Source organism: Bradyrhizobium sp. USDA 4449, assembly GCF_054056275.1.
Map to the genome: position 1 here is coordinate 6,264,884 of NZ_JBSRYD010000001.1, position 22,117 is coordinate 6,287,000.

The 22,117-nt window shown below is 65.0% G+C and carries 22 protein-coding genes; 8 read left to right on the forward strand and 14 right to left on the reverse strand.

From position 1 onward, the window contains the following. Window positions 1-62: 62 nt before the first annotated feature. Window positions 63-1,124, forward strand: coding sequence for a porphobilinogen synthase (gene hemB, locus ACVIIW_RS29325; RefSeq protein ID WP_456703900.1), 1,062 nt, complete (start codon window positions 63-65; stop codon window positions 1,122-1,124). Window positions 1,125-1,142: 18 nt separating this feature from the next. Here hemB and ACVIIW_RS29330 read toward each other — a convergent pair whose 3' ends face one another. Continuing rightward, entirely contained in the window at window positions 1,143-1,769 is a 627-nt protein-coding gene (locus tag ACVIIW_RS29330; protein WP_456703901.1) for a DUF6151 family protein, read from the reverse strand. A 194-nt stretch (window positions 1,770-1,963) separates the two neighbouring features. Here ACVIIW_RS29330 and ACVIIW_RS29335 point away from each other — a divergent pair, with 194 nt between their 5' ends. Next, window positions 1,964-2,506, forward strand: coding sequence for an RDD family protein (locus ACVIIW_RS29335; protein ID WP_456703902.1), 543 nt, complete (start codon window positions 1,964-1,966; stop codon window positions 2,504-2,506). 133 nt (window positions 2,507-2,639) lie between these two features. Beyond that, complete coding sequence (locus ACVIIW_RS29340; protein ID WP_456703903.1) at window positions 2,640-3,416, forward strand: arginyltransferase; 777 nt, start codon at window positions 2,640-2,642, stop codon at window positions 3,414-3,416. A gap of 66 nt (window positions 3,417-3,482) precedes the next feature. Here ACVIIW_RS29340 and ACVIIW_RS29345 read toward each other — a convergent pair whose 3' ends face one another. Then, the gene (locus ACVIIW_RS29345) at window positions 3,483-4,835 is read right to left on the reverse strand and encodes an Nramp family divalent metal transporter (protein WP_456703904.1); all 1,353 of its coding nucleotides are present in this window, start codon (window positions 4,833-4,835) and stop codon (window positions 3,483-3,485) included. A 169-nt stretch (window positions 4,836-5,004) separates the two neighbouring features. Here ACVIIW_RS29345 and ACVIIW_RS29350 point away from each other — a divergent pair, with 169 nt between their 5' ends. Further along, complete coding sequence (locus ACVIIW_RS29350) at window positions 5,005-6,249, forward strand: MFS transporter (protein WP_456703905.1); 1,245 nt, start codon at window positions 5,005-5,007, stop codon at window positions 6,247-6,249. Here ACVIIW_RS29350 and ACVIIW_RS29355 read toward each other — a convergent pair. Further along, window positions 6,246-7,505, reverse strand: a complete 1,260-nt coding sequence (locus ACVIIW_RS29355) for an adenylate/guanylate cyclase domain-containing protein (protein WP_456703906.1) — start codon at window positions 7,503-7,505, stop codon at window positions 6,246-6,248. The two genes, ACVIIW_RS29350 and ACVIIW_RS29355, sit on opposite strands and share 4 nt — an antisense overlap. A gap of 150 nt (window positions 7,506-7,655) precedes the next feature. Here ACVIIW_RS29355 and ACVIIW_RS29360 point away from each other — a divergent pair, with 150 nt between their 5' ends. Beyond that, a complete protein-coding gene (locus ACVIIW_RS29360) occupies window positions 7,656-8,813 on the forward strand; it encodes an MFS transporter (RefSeq protein ID WP_456703907.1) in 1,158 nt (385 codons plus the stop codon). Window positions 8,814-8,844: 31 nt separating this feature from the next. Further along, entirely contained in the window at window positions 8,845-9,036 is a 192-nt protein-coding gene (locus tag ACVIIW_RS29365) for a hypothetical protein (protein ID WP_456703908.1), read from the forward strand. A 3-nt stretch (window positions 9,037-9,039) separates the two neighbouring features. On the opposite strand, the gene ACVIIW_RS29370 is transcribed toward ACVIIW_RS29365, so the two are convergent. After that, window positions 9,040-9,864, reverse strand: a complete 825-nt coding sequence (locus tag ACVIIW_RS29370) for an N-acyl homoserine lactonase family protein (protein WP_456703909.1) — start codon at window positions 9,862-9,864, stop codon at window positions 9,040-9,042. Window positions 9,865-10,110: 246 nt separating this feature from the next. Here ACVIIW_RS29370 and ACVIIW_RS29375 point away from each other — a divergent pair, with 246 nt between their 5' ends. Both ACVIIW_RS29375 and ACVIIW_RS29380 read left to right on the forward strand, forming a co-directional pair. Then, window positions 10,111-10,929, forward strand: a complete 819-nt coding sequence (locus tag ACVIIW_RS29375) for a chromate resistance protein ChrB domain-containing protein (protein ID WP_456703910.1) — start codon at window positions 10,111-10,113, stop codon at window positions 10,927-10,929. 137 nt (window positions 10,930-11,066) lie between these two features. Further along, entirely contained in the window at window positions 11,067-12,281 is a 1,215-nt protein-coding gene (locus ACVIIW_RS29380; RefSeq protein WP_456703911.1) for a YeeE/YedE family protein, read from the forward strand. Window positions 12,282-12,310: 29 nt separating this feature from the next. Here the strand turns inward: ACVIIW_RS29380 and ACVIIW_RS29385 are convergent, their stop codons facing one another. The 10 genes from ACVIIW_RS29385 to ACVIIW_RS29430 all read right to left on the reverse strand — a co-directional run bounded on the left by ACVIIW_RS29385 (window position 12,311) and on the right by ACVIIW_RS29430 (window position 22,082). Next, on the reverse strand, window positions 12,311-13,855 hold the full coding sequence (locus ACVIIW_RS29385; RefSeq protein ID WP_456703912.1) for a GMC family oxidoreductase: 1,545 nt from the start codon (window positions 13,853-13,855) through the stop codon (window positions 12,311-12,313). 364 nt (window positions 13,856-14,219) lie between these two features. Further along, window positions 14,220-16,478 (reverse strand): DNA topoisomerase IV subunit A, encoded by a 2,259-nt coding sequence (parC, locus tag ACVIIW_RS29390; RefSeq protein WP_456703913.1) that lies wholly within the window; start codon window positions 16,476-16,478, stop codon window positions 14,220-14,222. A gap of 60 nt (window positions 16,479-16,538) precedes the next feature. Beyond that, window positions 16,539-16,817 carry a hypothetical protein gene (locus ACVIIW_RS29395; RefSeq protein ID WP_456703914.1) on the reverse strand — a complete coding sequence of 93 codons (279 nt, stop codon included), beginning with the start codon at window positions 16,815-16,817 and terminating at the stop codon, window positions 16,539-16,541. Window positions 16,818-16,915: 98 nt separating this feature from the next. Continuing rightward, the gene (gene recO / locus ACVIIW_RS29400; RefSeq protein ID WP_456703915.1) at window positions 16,916-17,668 is read right to left on the reverse strand and encodes a DNA repair protein RecO; all 753 of its coding nucleotides are present in this window, start codon (window positions 17,666-17,668) and stop codon (window positions 16,916-16,918) included. 33 nt (window positions 17,669-17,701) lie between these two features. After that, window positions 17,702-18,082: a hypothetical protein gene (locus tag ACVIIW_RS29405; RefSeq protein ID WP_456703916.1), complete on the reverse strand. Its 381-nt coding sequence runs from the start codon at window positions 18,080-18,082 to the stop codon at window positions 17,702-17,704. A 21-nt stretch (window positions 18,083-18,103) separates the two neighbouring features. Beyond that, the gene (era, locus tag ACVIIW_RS29410; protein WP_456703917.1) at window positions 18,104-19,030 is read right to left on the reverse strand and encodes a GTPase Era; all 927 of its coding nucleotides are present in this window, start codon (window positions 19,028-19,030) and stop codon (window positions 18,104-18,106) included. Continuing rightward, entirely contained in the window at window positions 19,020-19,904 is an 885-nt protein-coding gene (gene rnc / locus ACVIIW_RS29415; RefSeq protein WP_456703918.1) for a ribonuclease III, read from the reverse strand. Before rnc ends, era begins: the two co-directional genes overlap by 11 nt. Further along, window positions 19,901-20,665: a signal peptidase I gene (lepB, locus tag ACVIIW_RS29420; protein ID WP_456703919.1), complete on the reverse strand. Its 765-nt coding sequence runs from the start codon at window positions 20,663-20,665 to the stop codon at window positions 19,901-19,903. Before lepB ends, rnc begins: the two co-directional genes overlap by 4 nt. Window positions 20,666-20,913: 248 nt before the next feature. Continuing rightward, the gene (gene acpS, locus ACVIIW_RS29425) at window positions 20,914-21,333 is read right to left on the reverse strand and encodes a holo-ACP synthase (RefSeq protein WP_456703920.1); all 420 of its coding nucleotides are present in this window, start codon (window positions 21,331-21,333) and stop codon (window positions 20,914-20,916) included. Next, window positions 21,330-22,082 carry a pyridoxine 5'-phosphate synthase gene (locus ACVIIW_RS29430; protein ID WP_456703921.1) on the reverse strand — a complete coding sequence of 251 codons (753 nt, stop codon included), beginning with the start codon at window positions 22,080-22,082 and terminating at the stop codon, window positions 21,330-21,332. Before ACVIIW_RS29430 ends, acpS begins: the two co-directional genes overlap by 4 nt. Window positions 22,083-22,117: the final 35 nt, after the last annotated feature.

Here is a 22,117-nt window from a genome sequence, read left to right on the forward strand (position 1 = left end):
AAGCCGCGGTGACGGGAACTATGCGAGCTGGTATAAGAATAATTCCAGCCGGGAGAAGAGTAATGGCGATCAAATACGGACGTCCGATCGAACTGCGCGAGGTCGCGCGCGCGACCGGTGCCGCAGTGCCCCATGCCCTCGATCTGACCGTCCGTCCGCGCCGCAACCGCAAGGCAGAATGGGCCCGGCGCATGGTGCGCGAGAACGTGCTCACCACCGACGATCTGATCTGGCCGCTGTTCCTGATCGAGGGCAACAACAAGCGCGAGGCCATCACTTCGATGCCCGGCGTCGAACGCCTCAGCGTCGACCAGGCCGTGCGCGATGCCGAGCGCGCCATGAAGCTGACCATTCCCTGCCTCGCGCTGTTTCCCTACACCGATCCTTCCTTGCGGGACGAAGAAGGCTCGGAAGCCACCAACCCGGACAATCTGGTCTGCCAGGCGGTTCGCGCGATCAAGAAGGAATTCCCTGACATCGGCGTGCTCTGCGACGTCGCGCTCGATCCCTTCACCAGCCACGGCCATGACGGCTTGATTTCCGACGGCAAGATCTTGAATGACGAGACGGTTGCCGTACTGGTGCGCCAGGCGCTGGTGCAGGCCGAAGCCGGCTGCGACATCATCGCGCCCTCCGACATGATGGACGGCCGCGTCGCCGCGATCCGCCAGGCGCTGGATCGCACCGGCCTCCTTGACGTGCAGATCATGGCCTATGCCGCGAAATACGCCTCGGCTTTCTACGGTCCGTTCCGCGATGCGATCGGCTCGGCCAAGACGCTCACCGGCGACAAGCGCACCTACCAGATGGACAGCGCCAACACCGACGAAGCGCTGCGCGAGGTCGAGCTCGACATCTCCGAGGGCGCCGACATGGTGATGGTCAAGCCCGGCATGCCGTATCTCGACGTGGTCCGTCGCGTGAAGGACACCTTCGGGATGCCGACCTTCGCCTATCAGGTGTCCGGCGAATACGCGATGATCGCGGCCGCCGCCAACAACGGCTGGCTCGACGGCGACCGCGCCATGATGGAGAGCCTGCTCGCCTTCAAGCGCGCCGGCGCGGATGGCGTTTTGACTTATTTTGCGGCGCAGGCAGCAGAAAAACTGAAGTCGCAATCCTGAGGCGGCTCAATCCGCCGCTTACGCCCTCGGCTGCGGCCCACATAACGGACGTAGCGCCTCGCGCTGCTCGCGCGACAGCACGGTGATTGGATAGATTGCCTCGCGCGTCTCCCGCTTGAAGAACGGATGCGGCCATGTCTTCCCCCGCAGCTTCCATGCAAGCACCTTGGCGATAGCGCGCAGGAGGAGAGACAGATCAAGTCCTGTTGAGCCCGCCGGCGGCTCGCCCACCGCGTGCTTGCCGAGAATGGCCCCGATCGGCGGTCCGGCGACATCGTCAACTGCGGGCGTGCCGCCCTCGAACGCCTGCGCAACAATGCCGACAAAGGGAACGCTCGGCGTGAGGGTGTTGCCGATCGGCGTGTTGCAGCAACTTGCATACCATCTGTAGAGGCCTTTCGGGGTTAGTCGGACCCCGGCGACCCGGTTCTGGCCCTCTGCAAACGAGAACGTCGATGGCGCGACCTGGACAATGTCGGTGCCACCTTTCGCATTCAGCAGATCGGCACGGCCGAGCTGATGTGCGAAGGCCTGGCAGCAGTCGTCGCAGTAACAGACCACGCGGTTGACGGTGTGCGGCGACACGCCCGTGACCACGCCGCGGACCCCGCCACAGCGACAACGCAATTCGATGTCACCACGCATGAATATTCCTTTCCGGGCGCGGAATTAGGGACTTCGGCTGCGCCGAGCATGGTGCAAATCACGAACAGCGCAAGCGCACTCGGCCGCCGAATCGCCGGAATATTTTGCGGTGCTGATGCGCCAGCAGCCTTGGCGCGCGACCGGATGGCTCCCATGTGCTGCGGGTGAGACGTCCGAAAGTGGAAGGGAAGCTCATGTCTTATTCCGGTTCGCCAAACGACAGCGGCACCTGGCGTAGTGATGGCGCGGCGCACGCCTATGATCCCTATCTGCATCCGGAACTGTTCCGCGGTGTCGCGACGCGGCGGGTGTTTGCGTTCCTGATCGACATGGTCGTGATTTCCGTGCCTGTCATCCTCGGCTACCTCTTCATCGCGGTGTTCGGCGTCGTGACGCTCGGCATCGGTTGGGCCCTGTTCTGGCTGGCCTGGCCGGCCTCCGTGATCTGGGCCATCGTCTATTATGGCGCCTGCATCGGCGGTCCGTCGTCGGCGACGATCGGGATGCGGGTCATGGATCTGGAGTTGCGCACCTGGTACGGCGCGCCGGGCTACTTTGTCCTCGGCGCCACCCATGCCGTGCTGTTCTGGGTGACGGTCTCGTTCCTGTCGCCCTTCGTGGTGCTGGTCGGCCTGTTCAACGGCCGCCGGCGCCTGCTGCAGGATTTCGTGCTGGGAACGGTCGTGATCAACAATTCCGTTCGGGCCCCAGTCCCCCAGACGGCCAGGACGTATTGAGAACCGAGCGATCAATGACCTACTAACCAGGATCAGCTAAGCTGACTGGCCTGCCGACCTACCGAGCGGACCAATTGACCGGAGGCTTTCGTAGCGCGATGCTGATACTCACTTCGGAGGCCTACGACGTCCCTTGACCCAGCACTCGCGCGATACCCCTCAATTTTACCTGACGGCGCCGTCCCCCTGCCCGTATCTGCCGGGCCGGCATGAGCGCAAGGTGTTTACACACCTCGTGGGTGAGCGCGCCGGCGACCTCAACGACCTCCTGACCCATGGCGGGTTCCGCCGCAGCCAGTCGATCGCTTACCGGCCGGCTTGCGACCAGTGCCGGGCCTGCGTCTCGGTCCGGGTGGTCGCCAACGAGTTCCGCCTGTCCCGCAATTTCCGCAAGGTGATGGCCCGCAACGCCGACATCATCGGCGAGCAGCGCAGCGCGGTGCCGACATCAGAGCAATATTCGGTATTCCGCGCCTATCTCGACGCCCGTCACCGCCACGGCGGCATGGCCGACATGACCGTGCTCGACTACGCCATGATGGTCGAGGACAGCCATGTCGAGACCCGCATCATCGAGTACCGCAAGCGCGGTCCCGACAGCGGCATCACCGGCCGTGGCGAGGAGCTGATCGCGGTCGCATTGACCGACGTGCTCAGCGACGGCCTGTCAATGGTCTATTCGTTCTTCGAGCCCAGCCAGGTCAGCCGCTCGATGGGCACCTTCATGATCCTCGACCATATCGCCCGCGCACGCAGGCAGGGCCTACCCTACGTCTATCTCGGATACTGGATCGAGGGTTCCAAGAAGATGGACTACAAGGCCCGCTTCCTGCCGCAGCAGCGCTTGGCCCCCTCAGGCTGGCTGCGCATCGACGCGCAGGGCGATGTGGCGTCCGAGCCGCAGGATTGATCATGTGAATGGGGAACGGGGAGGCGCGAATAGCGAAGCATCCACTCCCCGTTCGCCACTCGCTACTCACCCCACCAACGTATCCACCAGCAGCTTCAAATTCAAAACCACGATCACGCCCGCCACGATCCACGCGATCGCGGCGACGGACATGGGTATCGCGAACTGCCCCATCTTGCGGCGATCGGACACGAAACGCACCAGCGGGATTACCGCGAAGGGCAGCTGCATCGACAGCACGACCTGGCTGAGCACCAGCAGATCCGCGGTGCCGCGCTCGCCGTAGATCGCGGTGACGACGATCACCGGGATGATGGCAATGCCGCGCGTGACGAGACGCCGCGCCCAGGTGGGCAGCCGCAGATCGAGAAAGCCCTCCATGACGATCTGGCCGGCGAGCGTTGCGGTGACGGTCGAGTTCAGACCCGAGGCGAGCAGCGCCACCGCGAACAATGTCGAGGCAACGCCGAGGCCAAGCAGCGGCGAGAGCAGCTCGAAGGCCTGGCCGATCTCGGCAACCTCCGAGTGGCCGCTCTTGTGGAAGGTGGCGGCTGCGACAACGAGGATCGCGGCGTTGACGAACAACGCCAGCATCAGCGCGATGGTGGAATCCGTCGTCGCCCATTTGATCGCTTCGCGCCGGCCCTCGTCGTTGCGCGCATAGGCGCGCGTCTGCACGATCGACGAATGCAGATAGAGATTATGCGGCATCACGGTCGCGCCGATGATGCCGATCGCGATGTAGAGCATCTCGGAATTGGTGAATATCTCGGTCTTCGGCGCAAAGCCGCGCAGCACCTCGGCAAACGGCGGCGCGGCGGCCACGATCTGCACCGCGAAGCAGCCCGCGATCACCGCCAGCAGCGCCATGACGAACGCCTCGAGGAAACGGAAGCCGCGGTTCATCAGGACGAGCAGCAGGAATGCGTCGAGCACTGCAATCAGCGCGCCGACGATCAGGGGAATGCCGAACAGAAGTTTCAGCGCAATGGCGGTTCCGATCACCTCGGCAAGGTCGCAGGCGATGATCGCCGCTTCACAGCCCAGCCAGAGCAGGAGGTTGACCGCGGGCGAATAGGTGGCGCGGCAGGCCTGCGCGAGGTCGCGATCCGTGACGATGCCGAGCCGTGCCGCCAGGGATTGCAGCAGGATCGCCATCAAATTCGAGAGCAAGATGACCGAGAGCAGCGTGTAGCCGAACTTCGACCCGCCAGCGAGGTCGGTCGCCCAGTTGCCGGGGTCCATATAGCCGACCGAGACCAGGTAGCCCGGCCCGATGAAGGCGAGCAGCCGCCGCCACCACGCCGCCGTGGGGATGGTCACCGTGGCGTTGACCTCGGCCAGGCTCTTGGTGGCTGGCGCGTCAATGCGCCAGCCGGAGGCTGTATCCTGGGTGAGATCGGGCGATCGGGCATCCATGATGGCAACAATACCGATGTCGAGCCTTATTGCAACTCATTTGCAACTGCATCTAGCCGGATCGGTTCCCGCGGGTACCTCGTTTTGCCCCGCCCTGTCGGGAAGCGGGTGGGTTTGGCGGTCCCCGGACGCCGATACTGGCCTCATCACGACTTTGCAGGAACGAGCCATGTCAAATCCACAGCGCCTCCCCCAGACCTTCAACCGCCTCGCCTGGTCCAACCTCGCGGCGCAGTCGGCAGAGCAGATCGCGCTGGCCGCGGCGCCGATCGTCGCGGTGCTGACGCTGGGAGTGGCCGAAGGGCAAACCGGCCTGCTCCAGACCGCCCTCACCTTGCCCTTCGTGCTGTTTGCGATTCCGGCCGGCCTGCTCGCCGACCGCATCTCCCGCCGCTCGCTGATGGCGAGCGCCGAGGCGCTGCGGGCCGTGGCGCTTGGGACGATCGTGCTGCTGCTCGCGCTCGGCGCGCTCAATCTGGCGCTGCTGGCGCTGCTCGGCTTCGCCGCAGTCTGCGGCACCGTGGTCTACAGCGTCGCTGCGCCGGCGCTGGTGCCCTCGCTGGTCAGCGCGGAGCTGTTGCCGGCTGCGAATGCCCGGATCGAACTTGCGCGCACCATCGCCTTCGCCAGCGGGCCTGCGCTCGGCGGCGCACTGGTCGGCTGGTGGGGCGCGAGCCCGGCTTTCGCTTTCGCGGCGGCGCTCTCCGCGATCGCCGTGGCCCTGCTCTCCGGCCTCTACGAGCCGGCGCGCACGCCGGTGCCGCGTCGCCATCCAATGCTGGAGATCCGCGAGGGCGCGGCCTTCGTCTTCCACCACCAGCTGCTGCGGCCGGTGTTCATCACCCAGTTCATCTTCAACACCGGCTGGTTCCTGCAGATCGCGGTGTTCGTGCCTTACGCGGTGCGCCATCTCGGCCTGACCGCCGCCGGTGTCGGCATCGTGCTGACGATGTACGGAATCGGCATGGTGATCGGCGCACTGTTCGCCACGCGCGTCATGAAGCGCATCGCGTTCGGCACCGTGATCGGCCTCGGCCCGGTGACCGGTTTCGTCGCGGCTGTCGTGATGGCACTGACTGTGCTGGTGCCCTCGCCGTGGCTCGCTGGCCTCAGCTTCTTCCTGCTCGGCGTCGGGCCGATCCTCTGGGTGATCTCGACCACAACCCTGCGGCAGTCCGTGACGCCGCCGCGTCTGCTCGGCCGCGTCTCCGCCATCAACATCATGAGCTACGGCGCCCGCCCGCTCGGCTCGGCGCTGGGCGCGATCGTCGGCGGCCTCTGGAGCGCGGAAGCGTGCCTCTATCTCGCCGCCGCCGTGTTCGGCTTGCAGGCCCTGGTGATCTGGCTGTCACCGGCGGTGGCGCTGGACCGGCAGCCGGCCATGGTCGAGGATGGCGCCGCGGCCCGGGCCTAATTCGCCAGATACCGCTCGTAGCTCCCGGCCACCGGCTCGCTCACGTCGACATCAGGGTCGAGCGTGTAGAGATCCTGCGCGCGTCCGATGCCGCGCAGCGCGTAGCGACCCGTGGAAACGAGGTAGCGGCGTCCGGCGGCATCCAGTCCCTTGTAGAACTCGGCTGACGCCAGCAACTCGCGATCGACCGAACGGCTCATCGAAGCGATGCGGCTGACCTCATTCACGGTCGGTCCGACCACGGTGAAATCGAGCCGGTCCTCGCTGCCGATATTGCCGTAGAAGACCTCGCCGACATGCAGGCCGATATAGGCCGACGTGGTCGGGCGGCCCTCCGCTGTGCGGCGTGCATTCAGCGTCGCGACGTTCCGGCGGAACAGGTGCTCGGCCCGCAGCGCGGCCCGCCGCGCATCGGCCATATCCTCGCCCCAGAACATCGCAAGCACGCCGTCGCCGATCAGCTTCAGCACATCGCCGCCGGCCTCGTGGATCGCATCGATCACGGCCTGCGCGTAGTCGTTGAGGAACGGGATGATCTCGTCCGGCCCGATACTCTCGCTGATCCCGGTCGAGCCACGCAAATCCGAATACCAGAGCACGGCATTGATGCGCTCCGTGACGCCGCGCGAGATACGCCCGCGCAGGACCTGCTCGGAGGCATCGCGTCCGAGATAGACCCGCCCGAGCGTCCTGACAATGTCGACCTGCTGCGCCGACTTGATCGCCAGTCCGAGCACCGGAACGAGATCGCGCAGCGCGGCGAGCTCGGCTTCGGTGAAGCCGTCCTCGCGCCGCGTCGTCCAATAGGAGTAGAGGCAATCCATCTGCCCGAGCGCTCCGGTCTCGCCGAAGCGGTGCACGAAAGCCAGGAAATGACGATGCCCGGTTTGTGCGAGGTCGCCGATCTGCGAGAAATCGAGCGAGGGCGCGTCGGCGAGGTCGAGCACCATCTCGTCGTGGCCATGCTCGAGCAGATGATAGAACACCGAGCGGCGCCAATTCGTGGCCGCATCGCCCTCCGCCGTCGAGCCGTATTCGACGACGTCGCTTTCGTTTGTCGGCGTATCGCTCCAGCGGAAGGCGCGGCCCTCGTAGATCGGGTGCAGCGTATCGATGACAACGAGCCCGCGCGAGAGTTCCAGCCCTTCCGCCCGGCAGCGCTCGCAGAATCCGCGCAGCAGTTCAGGTTCGGGAAGGCCGGTGAGCCCCTGGCCGGCCAGCCAGTTCATCAACGCGAGGCGGGAAGTGAGTTGCATACGCCATTATGGCGTGCATTCGTGACGAGCGAAAGGCCACGCGCGCTCCGTGCATAAAACCAAGGCTCATATGTCGCGGACGCTGTTGACGCGCTCTCGCCGCGGGCTGCAAATGCAAATGATGACACAGATGGCCGGAAATTCGGGCACATGAGCCAGCGCCAGCTTCCGATTATCCTCGCGCTCGGCACGACGCAGACGCTGGCCTGGGCCTCCAGCTATTATTTGCCGGCCCTGCTCGCTGATCCCATGGCGCACGACCTCGGCGTCTCCTCGAACTGGATCTTTGGGGCGTTCTCGGCCTCGCTCGTGATCTCTGCGATGCTGGGGCCGCGCATCGGCCGGCAGATCGATCTCGTCGGCGGCCGTCAGGTGTTGTCGGCCTCCAACCTCACCATTGCCGCCGGCCTCGTGCTGCTCGGCTTCTCGCAATCGGTTCCGGTGATGGCGTTCGCCTGGCTCGTGCTCGGGATGGGCATGGCGATGGGCCTCTACGATGCCGCCTTCGCGGCACTCGGCCGCATCTACGGCACCGACGCCCGCGGACCCATCACCGGCATCACGTTGATGGCCGGCTTTGCCTCGACCGTCGGCTGGCCCCTCACCGCCTGGGGGCTTGCTCATTTCGGCTGGCGCGACACGTGTTTCGCCTGGGCCGCCGCCAATATCCTGATCGGTCTGCCCCTCAATTTCGTCATGCTGCCGGCGATCAAAGGTGCCAAGCAGGCTGCGGCCACAGCCGAGCAGCCGCACATCCCGCTCGACCGCACCATGGTGCTGCTCGCCTTCGTATTCGCTGCGGTCTGGACCGTGACCGGAGCCATGGCCGTGCATTTCCCGCGCATTCTCGAAGCCACGGGCGCGAGCCATGTCGAGGCGATCGCGGCCGGCGCGTTGATCGGCCCGGCGCAGGTGATCGCACGCATCCTCGAAGCCAGCGTTCTCAGCCGCTTCCATCCGCTGTGGTCGACGCGGCTTGCCTGCCTCACCCACCCGATCGGCGCCGCTGTCGTCGCCATCTTCGGCGCCCCCGCCGCGAGTGCCTTTGCGCTGCTGCACGGCTCGGGCAATGGCATCCTGACCATTGCCCGCGGAACGCTGCCGCTCGCGATCTTTGGCCCGAAGGATTTCGGCTATCGTCTCGGCATCATCGGAGCGCCGGCGCGGATGGCACAGGCCGTGGCTCCGCTGGCCTTCGGCGTGCTGATCGACGCGATGGGCGCCAGGGTGCTGCTGGTCTCGTCAGCGCTGAGCCTGTCGGCGCTGGCCGCGCTGTTCCTGATCCGCGTCAAGCCGCGGCCGGATTGACGGGCTTGCGGCTTTCGCGCACAAGCGCGTCATGATCGACGACAACCGCCCGCCCCGCACGTTCAAAGGATTGCTGCGTTGGGCCATGACGCCGCCGCAGGCCTGGGGCGTCTATCTCCTCGCAGTGCTGCTGGTGTGGCTGCTCTCGTTCTATGCCGGCACGCTGAAGCCGAAGACGACGCCTGGCGCGAGCCCGCCGGGAGTCGGCGCGCCGAAGAGCTAAGCCTCAGTCGTAAAACTCCGGCGACATTTTCTGGGTATCGCGCTGCGCCTTGTCGTGGTTGATCCAGAGCTGCGCCTCTTCCTTCGAAACGGTGTCGGCGATCTTCTGCATCGAGGCGATCGACTGCTCCTTGTTGACGTTGTTCACGGGCACGCGGCGATTGTCGTAATTGTCCCTGAAGTGGGCCGCATCGCCCGACAGCACCACCACGCCGGTCTTCGGCAGCCGCACCATCAGCGACTGGTGTCCCGGCGTGTGGCCGGGCGTCGAGAGGATGGTGATGCTGCCGTCGCCGAACACGTCCTTGTCGCCGGTGAGCAGCTCGACCGGATGCGACGGCTTGAACCGCGGCTCGTTGTTGGCACCGGGCCAGTCATATTCGGCCTTCTGCACGTAGAGCATCGCCTGCGGAAACATCTCGACATTGCCGATGTGATCGGGATGCGTGTGCGAGACACCCATCGCCTTGATGTCGGCAGGCTTCACGCCGATCTGCTCGAGCTGCGCGGCGAGAGTCTTGGGCCGCTTCCAGGTCACGGCTTTGGGATCGGCCGGCACAAGCCCATTGGGCATTGCGGCCACGGCGTCGGGAATGCCGGTGTCCCACAGGAACCAGCCTTGGCTATGCCTGATGAGGTAGCAGGTATCGACGAAGTCCATGGACTTGCCTTCGTTCACCCCGGGCGACCAGCGCCCGATATCGCCGGCGACGCCCTCTCCACAATTCATGATGTAAAGTCGTTCGACACCGGGCTTCTGCGCGGATGCAGACCCGGCGGACAGCGCGAATGCCGCGATGGCGAGACCGAGCGTGATCTTGCGTATCATCCTTAGTCCCTCCTGGCGCCGCCTTCTGCGGTGATCGAGGATCAACCCCGATCCCGCCGAAGAATTCCACTTTCAGGCACTATGGGCCGCGGCCGCAGATCTCTCTCACCTGCGATGCCGACGTATCAGGCGATTGACAGGCAGGTCTCGTTTCGCTGTAATCGGCGCCATGGGGATTTGAGCGATCTCCCCACGAGGCGACATGCCCAAGTATCGCGTCCCGTTACGTCTATGCGAGGACGCATCATGCCTACGTTCACAACCATATCATCCGACAAACTGGCGCGCCTGATCGGCACAGCCAATGCTCCTGCCCTGATCGACGTCCGAACAGCGGAGGATTTTGCCGTCGACCGGCGGCTCATCCCGGGCTCCATCAAGCTCAGCCACGAGACCGTGGCGGAATGGGGCGGCGACTTCGCCGGTCGCCGCGCCGTCATCGCGTGCTTCCGTGGCGAGAAACTCGCGCAGGGCACCGCGGCCTGGCTCCGCCAGCTCGGCGCCGAGGCCGAAACACTGGAAGGCGGCTTCGAAGCCTGGAAGGCGGCCAAGCTGCCCCTGGTCGACGCGAGCAAGCTGCCGCCGCGGGATGCCAAGGGGCGCACGGTTTGGGTGACGCGGGCGCGGCCGAAGGTCGACCGCATCGCGTGCCCCTGGCTGATCCGCCGCTTCGTCGATCCCGCTGCGGTGTTCCTGTTTGTCGCGCCCTCCGAGGTGGTCGCCGTCGGCGAGCGTTTCCGCGCCGCTCCCTTCGATATCGAGAACGTGTTCTGGAGCCACCGCGGCGAGCTCTGCACCTTCGACGTCATGATCGAGGAGTTCGGCATCGCCACGCCGGCGCTGCTCCGGCTCGCAACGCTGGTCCGCGGCGCCGACACCGCGCGGCCTGATCTCGCCCCGGAGGCGGCCGGCCTGCTCGCGTCTTCGCTTGGGCTGTCGCGGATGTACGATGACGACCTCGAACAGCTCGAGGCCGGCATGCTGCTCTACGATGCCTTCTACCGCTGGTGCCGCGATGCCACGGGCGAGACCCACAACTGGCCGACCAACAAGGCAAAGGCGTGATGGATATCCGCAGCGCCCCAGCAGGAGCCGGGGTTCCCAATGGCTTCTTGCTCGTCGAACGGCGCGACGATTGGAACGGCGCTTGTTTGCCCCGGTTGCCCTGACGACACCGGGACCGGCTTCTGCGGGATGAGAGCATGACTGATCTGTCCATCGATGCGCGACTGCTTGCGCCTGACAATGATCGGCACAGCGCCAATTTCACGATCGTTGCCATCGCAGCGGTGATTCTCGTGGCCGGAGCCGCGGCCTTGTCGGCCGCGGTGTCCTGGCGGCAGGGATTGTTGCTCCTGCTTGGTGGCGCCCTGGGGCTGACGCTCTATCATGCGCTGTTTGGATTCACCTCGGCCTGGCGTGTGTTCATCGTCGCGCGCAGAGGCGCCGGGCTGCGCGCGCAAATGGTCATGCTGGCGCTGGCGACGACGCTGTTTTTTCCGGTATTGGCGCAAGGCAGGCTGTTCGGCCAAGCCGTTCACGGCGAACTCGGCGCCGTCGGAATTGGTATGTTGACCGGAGCCTTCCTGTTCGGACTTGGCATGCAGCTCGGCGGCGGCTGCGCCTCGGGAACGCTATACACCGCCGGCGGCGGCAACACCCGCATGCTGGTGACGCTCGCGGCCTTCATCGCGGGATCGACACTCGGCGCATTGCATCTGCCGTGGTGGAGCGCACTGCCGAATATCGGGGCAGTTTCGTTGATTGAACGGCTCGGATGGGTTCCGGCACTCCTGCTCTGCTGGCTGGTGATGGCCGCCATTTACGTCGCGACGATCAGGGCCGAAATCCGGCGGCACGGCGAACTCGAGCCCGGAGCGCGGACCAAGCTGCGCGGCGCGCGACGGTTCATGCAGGGGCCTTGGCCGCTTCTCGCGGGCGCGATCCTGCTCGCGATCGGCAATTTCGCCACGCTCTACCTGGCAGGGCGGCCGTGGGGCATCACCTCCGCTTTCGCGCTCTGGGGATCGAAAATCCTGATGGCCCTGGGCGTCGACGTCGCATCATGGTCCTATTGGCAGGGTGCCCGCGCGGCCTCGCTCCATCAAAGCATTTTCGCTGACATCACCTCGGTCATGGATTTCGGCATCATCCTGGGAGCCTTGCTGGCGGCGGGTCTCGCCGGCAAGTTCAATCCGACCTTGCGCATTTCCGCACAATCGCTGGTCGCTGCCGTTATCGGCGGCCTGCTGCTCGGCTATGGCGCGCGCCTCGCCTATGGCTGCAACATCGGCGCCTATTTCAGCGGGATCGCTTCGGGCAGTCTGCACGGCTGGTGCTGGCTCGTCGCGGCCTTCGTCGGCAACATTCTGGGAACATACCTTCGACCGCTGTTCGGCCTGGCCGTCGAAAAATAGATTTCATCATCGCTGCGTCGGAGCGAGTTCTATCGCATCATCATCCGCGCAATCGCTTCCCCGATCACCACGGTCGTGAAGTGGGTGTTGGCGCGGCAATCGGAGGGCATGATCGAAGCGTCGGCGACGCGCAGGCCCGAGATGCCCTTCACCGTGCCGTCAGGATTGACCACGCCGTCGGGATCGTTGAGGCCGCTCATGCGGCAGCTGCCGGCGGCATGCTGGATATCGCCCGTTTCGCGCCGAAGCAGCGCATCGAGCTCGTGATCCGGCAGGTCAGCTGCCTGCGGCAATGTGAGGTTGGTGTCGGTAAGTCTGATCCAGTCCGCGATGCCCGCAAGCGCCGGCTGCGAGGCAATCACCGCGAGCCGCTTCACCGCATCCATCATCCGCAGCATGTCGCGGGGATCGGCGAGCATGTTCTCCTCGACGATGGGATCTATCGACGGATCGGTCGAAGCCAGCGTGAGCGTGCCACGCGAATAGGCGTTGTACAGGCCGGCGCCGATCGCCCCGGGCATGCCGATGCCGCGATGATTGAACGCGATCAGGATCATGTCGCGCTTGCCGCCATTGGCGAGGCCGGAAGAATAGGTCACGCAGCAATTGGTGTGGCGCGTGTCGGGATCGGTCGGCCGCAGATTTTCGTGGAGCTGGATCGTGGCGCGAAACAGCGGGTGGTCGAAGAAATGGCGGCCGACCGGCAAATCGCGCTCGACCGCAATCCCCATCGCCTGCACCTCATCCGCAGGCCCAATGCCCGAGCGCAGCAGAATCGCCGGACTGTGGATCGCGCCGGCGCAGAGTACGATCTGGCGTGCGCTGATCTCGTGGGTGCCCTGCCCCTCGCTGTGAACGCGGACGCCGGTCGCCCTTCCCTCGCTGATCAGCACGCGGTCGACCAGCGTCCGGCCCCGGATCTCCAGATTGGCGCGGCCGCGCGCGGGCTCGAGGTAGCCCTCGTTCGTGGTGATGCGGCGGCTGTCGCGGCTGTTGATGGGATAGCAGGCGACGCCCTCACCGTCGGGTCCGTTGAGGTCGGCGCACCAGGCATAGCCGCTCGCGAGTGCCGCATCCCGCAGGGCGCGATCGATCGGGCCCCATTTTTCCGGCGGCGCGCGATAGACCGGCAAAGGTCCACCGCGTCCGTGACCTGCGACGTCGCCGAATTCCAGATCATCCTCGATCACCGAGAACAGCGGCATCACCTCCCGAGCCGACCAGCCGGTGCAGCCATGGGCCGCCCATTCGTCGAAGGCATCGGCGACGCCGCGGATCGCGATCTGGCCGTTCATCATCGACGAGCCGCCAAGTCCCTTGCCGCGCCAGTAGAAGCGTGGCTCCTGCCCTGCGACGCGGCGCGTCAAGAGATCAGGCCACTGCCATTTCTCCTGGTACTCGCGCTGATGGATGATCGGGATCGGGTTCGGCGTCCTGACTTCCCAGGGCGCTTCATCGGCGCGCCAGTCGAGCCCGGCTTCAAGCAGCAGGATGCGCCGTGCAGGATCCTCGGACAGCCGTGCCGCAACCGCGGCACCGGCAGAGCCGCCGCCGACAACAATGACATCGTACATCGCGTGAGTTCTCAACAATCCGGAACACCGGCAGGGCGGACGGTATCAGACCGAGCGGAGCCGTGGAACGTGAATCGGCGAGCGGCGCCGCCGCAGCTCGTCATTGGCGAGTTAGCACCGGCCGAAGGCCGACCCGCAGCGAAGCAATCCAGACTGTGGGCGCGGAAAGATTCTGGATTGCTTCGCTGCCTCGCAATGACCATGTGGAGACAGATGTGCAGCACACTCTCACTGCCATCGCCCGGCTCGACCGGGCGATCCAGCGTTTCAGAGACGGCATGATCGAATGGAGAAGCCGCGGCGTACTGGATGCCCCGGTCGAGCCGAGGCATGACAGCTGTGTTATGGCAGCGGCACAGAACGACTACCCGATCACCTTGCCGAACTTGTTCGACTTCGGGAAGCCCTTTGGCGGCAGCCGGCCGGCGTCGGCACGGGTGCCCTGCCACTCTGCAAGCTCCTTCATGGTCGCGGAGAATTCGCGCCCCGCCGAGTCCTTCCAGGTCAGGCCTGCCTTGGCGTCGAAGACAGCGATGTCGGACAGTCCGCCGTCCTTGTACTTCTGCAGGCGAACGCCGCGGCCACGCGCCATCTCCGGCACCTGGTCGAGCGGGAAGATCAGCATTTTGCGGTTCTCGCCGATGACCGCGACGGTGTCGCCGATCACCTCGGTGACGGCGCGCGCCTCGTTCGGCATGTCGACGTTCAGAACCTGCTTGCCCTTCTTGGTGGTGCCGACGCAGTCGTCCTCGTTGACGACGAAGCCCTGGCCCTCATGGCTCGCAACAAGGAATTTGCGGCCGCCCTTGTTGACGAACAGCGCAACGGGAGCCGCCTCCTGCTCGAGGTCGATGAACAGACGGATCGGCTCGCCGTGGCCGCGGCCACCGGGCAGCTTGGCGACATCGAGCGAGTAGAACTTGCCGTTGGTCGCGAACAGCAGCAGCTTCGAGGTGGTCTCCGCGAAGAACGCGATGCCGAGCTTGTCGTCCTGCTTGAAGGCGAGGCCCGAGAGGTCCTCGACATGGCCCTTCATGGTGCGGATCCAGCCCTTGTCGGAGACGACGACCGTCACCGGCTCGCGTTCGACGAGGGCTTCCTCCATAGCGGCGAGGTCGTGCTCGGGCGCATCGGCAAAGGTGGTGCGGCGCTTGCCGAGCGGCGTCTTCGGTCCGAACATGTCGCGGACCTTGCCGACCTGCTCGCCGACCTTCTTCCACTGCTCGGCTTCGGACGCGAGCAGGCCTTCGATGCCTTTCAGCTCCTTGCGGAGATCCCTGTCCTCGTTGCGGATCTCCATTTCCTCGAGCCTGCGCAGATTGCGCAAGCGCATGTTGAGGATGGCTTCCGCCTGGATCTCGGTCAGCTTGAACGCCTTGATAAGGGCCGGCTTCGGCTCGTCCTCGGTGCGGATGATCTTGATCACCTTGTCGAGGTTCAGATACGCGACCAGATGGCCGCCAAGGACCTCGAGGCGATGCTCGATCTGGCCTTTGCGGAAGTTGGAGCGGCGCAGGAGCACGTCGCGCAAATGGTCGAGCCATTCGCGCAGGCATTCCGCCAGCCCGACGACCTTGGGGATGCGGCCCTTGATCAGCACGTTGAGGTTAAGCGGAATCTTGTTCTCGAGCTCGGTCAGCCGGAACAGCGATTCCATCATCAGCGCTGGATCGACGTTCTTCGACTTCGGCTCGATCACGATGCGGACGTCTTCGGCCGACTCGTCCCTGATGTCGCCGACCAATGGCAGCTTCTTCTGGTCGAGCAGCTCAGCGATCTTCTCGATCAGCCGCGACTTCTGCACCAGGAAAGGAATCTCGGTGACCACGACCACCCAGGTGCCACGGGCACCCTCCTCCTGCTGCCACCTCGCGCGAACGCGGAACGAGCCGCGGCCGGTCGTGTAGGCCTCAGCAATGGCCTGCTTGGAATCGACGCAGATGCCGCCGGTGGGGAAGTCCGGGCCCTTGACCCATTTCATCAGCGCCTTGGACTTGGCGTCGGGTTTCTCGATCAGATGCAGCGCGGCGTCGCAGAGTTCGGCGGCGTTGTGCGGCGGAATCGAGGTGGCCATGCCGACCGCGATGCCTTGCGCGCCGTTGGCGAGCAGGTTCGGGAAGCCGCCGGGCAGCACGACCGGCTCTTTCGACTGGCCGTCGTAATTGGCGCGAAACTCGACGCCGTCCTCGTCGATGCCCTCGAGCAGAAGCCGCGCGACGTCGGTCATGCGCGCTTCGGTGTAGCGGTAGGCGGCGGGATTATCGCCGTCGATATTGCCGAAATTGCCCTGGCCGTCGACCAGCGGATAGCGCGAGGAAAAATCCTGTGCGAGGCGCACCATGGCGTCGTAGATCGCCTGGTCGCCATGCGGATGGAACGAGCCCATCACGTCGCCGACGATCTTGGCGGATTTTTTGAAAGCCGTGCCTGGGTCAAGCCTGAGCAGGCGCATGCCATAGAGGATGCGCCGGTGGACCGGCTTGAGGCCGTCGCGCGCGTCGGGCAGTGCGCGGTGCATGATGGTGGAGAGCGCATAAGCGAGATAGCGCTCTTCCAGCGCGTCACGCAGCGGCACCTCGTGAATTTCGGCCGGTTCTTCCGGCGGAACGATTCGTTTTCCCATGCCGCCCGGTTAAACCGTGGAAGCGAATCGGGCAAGGATCGATTGGTTCCCTGTGAGCTTCTACTGCCCGGCCCAACCGGCGGTCACGGTCGGCTGGACCTTGGCTTGCGCCGTCACCGGCGTGTTGGTCAGGCAATGGCGGGCCGCCTCGATTTCGGCCTCCGTGGCGCCCTTGGACCTCGCCCATGCCTCTGCCGCAGCAGCCGAATATTTCGCCACATAGTACCGGACAACGGCGCAGGATGCCCGGCGAAACACGCCGGATTGCGGCTCTCCGGCCATTGCATCAGGCGCAAAAGCAAGCAGCGCCGCTGTCAGCGCGAAACCCCTGATCAACATTTGGGCTGTCCCCGTTGTGGAACCAGCCCGGCAAACGCAGTCAGGGCCATTTCGTTCCCTTGGGAACCCGACATTTTTGAGCGGTGCAGCAGAAGAGCTCATGGCGCGGGAAACGCTGCCTTGGCCTGCTGCCGCGTCAAGGCGTTAATGAACCCGGCGCGCGCATCGGAATGGGCCTGCCCGCGCGGCTCCAGCACATGGCGTAGCAGAAACAGGCCGGTCAGCCGAAACCCATCCTGGAGATCCTCGTCGGTGAGCTCGTTGTGCACCTCGCCGTGGCGCAGGAACGGAGGTAGCCGCAGCAGCCGGTCGCGCCACGGCTCGCCCGCGCCGCGCGACACCGCGCCGCCGGATTTTGGCGAGACATAGATCAAATCGGTGGTCGCCCCGGTAACCGCGCAATTCTCGAGTGCGAGCCCGAAGCCGAGCTCGGAGAGCATGGCCAGCTCGAAATGGATCAGGTGAACGGCCGCGCTGCCGATATCGTCGAAATCGTCGAGCGAATGCTCCAGCAGCGCAAAGATGTCCTGGTGCGGATCGCGCTCGGGAAGCAGCCGCGCAATCGAAGCCAGATGGGTGATGCCATAAACGCCGTGGGACGATCCCAGCAGCGTCGCTGCGCGCAGCTTCAATCCCTCGATCGCGTAGGTGCCGAGATGCTCGTCGAGCCGCGCCCGCCACACTGCGCTGAGGCTATTGCCCGGCTGCAGCAGGGGCCGCAGCCGCGAGCTGGCACCGCCGCGCACCAGACCGAGATGCCGGCCATGCTGGCGCGTCAAGAGCTCGACAATGGCGCTGCTCTCGCCATGCCGCCGCACGCCCAGCACGATGCCTTCGTCGGTCCATTCCATGGGGCGGATTGTAGCGGATTCCGCCCTGCGACGTCACGCGTTGAACCAACCCTGTGCATCGCCGGTGAAGGAGAAATACAGCCCGAACGTCGTCAGCACACAGGAGACGACCTCGATGGCGCTGTCGAGCTCGAGGCCCCGCTCGCCCAGGATCTGCGCGAGCGAGATCACGGACAGCACAAGTGCTGCCGCCAGCACCCAGCGCGGCCAATTCTTGCGCCAATGCGCAGCCAGCCAGACGAAATAGACCAGCAGCAGGATCATCCCGCCGGCGAGCAGCGTCGCCGTCATGATCATCTGCTCGGTCATCTCGACGCTGGGCGTGCGGTCCTGCACCGCCACCGAGAGCGCATCCAGCATCAGCGAGGCATAGAGCAGCGCTTCGAAACGCTGGACGTTGCGGGGCACCATCATCGGCGACTGATCTTTTCTTGGCTATTCCCTGGGAAATTCCAGGCCCATCTCGCGGTAGCGATCGGGATCGTCGCCCCAGTTCTCGCGCACCTTCACGAACAGGAACAGATGCACCGGCACGTCCAGGATCTGCATCAGCTCCTTCCGCGAGTCCGCACCGATCGACTTGATGGTGGCGCCGCCCTTGCCGAGCACGATCTTGCGCTGACTTTCCCGCTCCACGAAAATCGTCTGCTCGATGCGCACCGACTTGTCCTTGCGCTCCTCCCACTTGTCGGTCTCGACCGTGGACTGGTAGGGCAATTCCTGGTGCAGCTTCTGATAGATCTTTTCGCGCGTGATTTCGGCCGCCAGCTGCCGCATCGGCGCATCCGACATCTGGTCCTCGGGATAGAGGTATGGCCCCGCCGGCACCATCTCGGCGAGCGTCGTGCGGATATCGTCGACACCGTCGCCCGAAATCGCGGCGATCATGAAGGTTCGCGCGAACTTCATACGCTCGTTGGCGGCCTGTGCCAGCGCCAGCAGCTTCTCGCGCTGGACCAGATCGACCTTGTTGATGACCAGGATCTTGTCGTGATTGACGCTCGCGGCCTTGGTCAGGATCGCCTCGGCCTCTTCGTCAATCCCGGTCTTGGCGTCCAGCAACACGCAGACGAGATCGGCGTCATGCGCCCCGCTCCAGGCGGTCGAGATCATTGCGCGGTCGAGCCGGCGCTTGGGCAGGAAGATGCCGGGGGTGTCGACCAGAATGATCTGGGCGTTGTTCTCGATCACGATGCCGCGGATCAGCGCGCGCGTGGTCTGCACCTTGCGCGAGACGATCGTGACCTTGGCCCCGACCAGCGCATTGACCAGCGTGGACTTGCCGACATTCGGCGCGCCGATCAGCGCGACAAATCCGCAGCGTGTGGCAGGGGGCACCTCGCCGCTTGTTTCAGCCGTCATTGCCGCCGCCAACACCTTCACGTTCAATCATCACTGATGCCGCCACCTTCTCCGCCGCCCGCTTGCTGCCGCCAATCCCTTCGGCCGGCGCGAGCCCCGGCAGTTCCACCGCGACACGGAATTGCGGATCGTGATGCGGGCCGGTGCGCTCGACCTCGCGATACACGGGCGTCGGCAATCCCTTCCCCTGCGCCCATTCCTGGAGCACGGTCTTGGGATCGCGTAAGGGCCGCCGCGGCTTGTGCATGCGCTCGGTCCAGTTGCGCTTGACGAACTCGTCCGCCGCAGCATGACCACCGTCGAGGAAGATCGCACCGATCACGGCTTCGCAGATGTCGCCCAGAATGGATCTGCGCAGGCGGGCATCAGCGCTGGAGCCGACCGAGCCGAGCTTGATGTCGTCGAGCAGACCAAGCGACTTGGCGACGTCGGCGCAGCTTTCCTTGCGCACGAGCTCGGCAAGCCGCTTGGACAACTCGCCCTCATCGGCGTTCGGGAAGGCATGGTAGAGCATGTCGGAGACGACGAGCCCGAGCACGTGGTCGCCGAGGAATTCCAGCCGCTGATAGCTGTCGCCGCGCTTGCGACCCGACTTCAGCGCCGAGACGTGCGTGATCGCCTGCATCAGCAGGTTCGGGTCAGCGAAGCTGTGGCCCATGCGCGCCTCGAGTGCCGCGTTGGCGTCGGCCGCCGCTTTCGCCTTGCTGCTGCGTGTCCGCTTTTTCTTCGCAGGAGCCTTCGTTTCCGCAGCTTTGGCTCCGGGAGCCCTGGTTTCGGAAGCCCTGCTCGCAGGCGTCTTGGTTGCAGCTTCGCCCTCGGGAGCGGCTTGCGCGTCGATCGATGGGGTCGCGATGTCCTTGGCTTCGTCTTTCATCGGACGATTTTGAAGAACCGGTTCCAGCGCACCGACCATGGCCAGCGCCAGAACATCCAGGCCTGCTCGCCCTCGCCGATGGAGAAGAAGATCATCTGCGCGCGGCCGATCAGGTTTTCCGCCGGCACGTAGCCGACCTGACCGAGGAAGCGGCTGTCGGTGGAATTGTCGCGGTTGTCGCCCATCATGAAGAAATGGCCTGGTGGCACGGTGTAGACGTTGGTGTTGTCCATGTAGCCGTTGTCGGCGCAGTCGAGCGTCTCGTAGGAGACGCCGTTCGGCAGTGTTTCCTTCCAGCGCTTCACGCGCGAGATGCCGCCGCCTTCGGAGCCGCACGGATCCTCGCCGACGAATTCGCTCATGCGCTGGCGTTCGACCGGGGTGTCGTTGATGTAGAGCAGACCGTCCTTCATCTGGATGTGGTCGCCGGGAAGGCCGATCACGCGCTTGATGTAGTCCGTGGTGTCGTCCTTCGGCAGGCGGAACACGACGATGTCACCGCGCTTCGGATCCGAGCCCCAGATTCGTCCCGAGAACAGCGGCGGCGAGAACGGGATCGAGTAGTGGCTGTAGCCGTAGGAATATTTCGACACGAACAGATAGTCGCCGACCAGCAGCGTCGCCTTCATCGACCCGGACGGGATGTTGAACGGCTGGAACAGGAAGGTGCGGATCACCAGCGCGATCAGGAGCGCATGGATCACGACCCGGATCGTTTCGCCGACGCCGCTCTCAGTTTTCGTTCCTGACGTCACGCTCATTGCTCTCTCGATTCCGGCCGGCGATCACAGAACGCCCCCCTCCCGCGAACGCCCACCGGTTCGCGGCCCAGGGAGATTGTCCTGATTCTGATAATGAGGGCCAATTCTGGCGTAAAGCCGAATTCGCCCAGCGTGATTTGCATTGGCGGACTTTTAGACGGTTGTCGCGGGCCACGCAATCAAGGATCGCATCAAAAACAAATAACACATTGAAATTCAATACGAATTATAAATCGACCGACAACCCCTCAGGACTTGGCCAGCGGGACGGCGGAAATGATCACGAAGGCCTGCGCCAACGGCCAATCATCGGTGATCGACAGATCGATCTGAGCCTCGAAGCCATCAGGCGTCAGGGCCTGGAGCCTGGCCAGCGCCCCCCCGGTCAGCCGCATGGAAGGTCGTCCCCCCGGCAGATTGACCACCCCCATGTCGCGCCACCAGACGCCCTGCCGGATGCCGGTGCCGAGCGCCTTGGAGCAGGCCTCCTTGGCGGCAAAGCGCTTGGCATAGGTCGCCACCACCATCTTCTCGTTCTTGGCCCGCCGCTCCGCCTTGGCCCGCTCGGCCGCCGTGAAGATGCGGTCGAGGAAACGCTCGCCATGACGCTCGATCACCTTGGCCACCCGCGTGATATCGATGAGGTCGGAGCCGATGCCGATGATCATGCCCGGCTCCGGCCGCGATCCATCGCTGCGCGCATTTTGCGCACCGTCTCGGCAAGCCCGACGAACAGGGCTTCGCCGATCATGTAGTAGCCGATGTTGAGCTCCTTGATCTCGGGCAGCGAGGCGATCTTCTCCGCCGTCGCGTAGTCGAGCCCGTGACCGGCGTGGACCTCCAATCCCGCATCCTTCGCGGCCTTCGCGCCCGCCACGATCCGCTGCCACTCGGCTTCGGCCTTGTCGGCACGGCCGTCGACCACGGCGTCACACCAGGCGCCGGTATGGATCTCGATGACGGGCGCGCGCAACTGCGCCGCCATCGCGATCTGCGCGGGGTCCGCCGCGATGAACAGCGAGACGCGGATGCCGGCATCGGTGAGCCGCGCGATATAGGGCGCGAGCGCATTGTGCTGACCGACCACGTCGAGCCCGCCCTCGGTCGTCACCTCCTGGCGCCGTTCCGGCACCAGGCACACCGCATGCGGTTTGGTCGCGAGCGAGATGCGCATCATGTCATCCGTCGCCGCCATCTCGAAATTCAGCGGCTTGGAAATCTCGGCCTTCAGCCGCGCCATGTCCTCGTCACGAATGTGCCGGCGGTCCTCGCGCAAATGCGCGGTGATGCCGTCGGCGCCGGCCTCGATCGCAAGCAGCGCAGCACGGACAGGATCGGGGTGGCCGCCGCCGCGTGCATTACGGACGGTCGCGACATGGTCGATATTGACGCCGAGGCGGAGCGGGGATGCAGGCATTTCAGGACTCACGAGATCGGAGAAACAGGCAAACG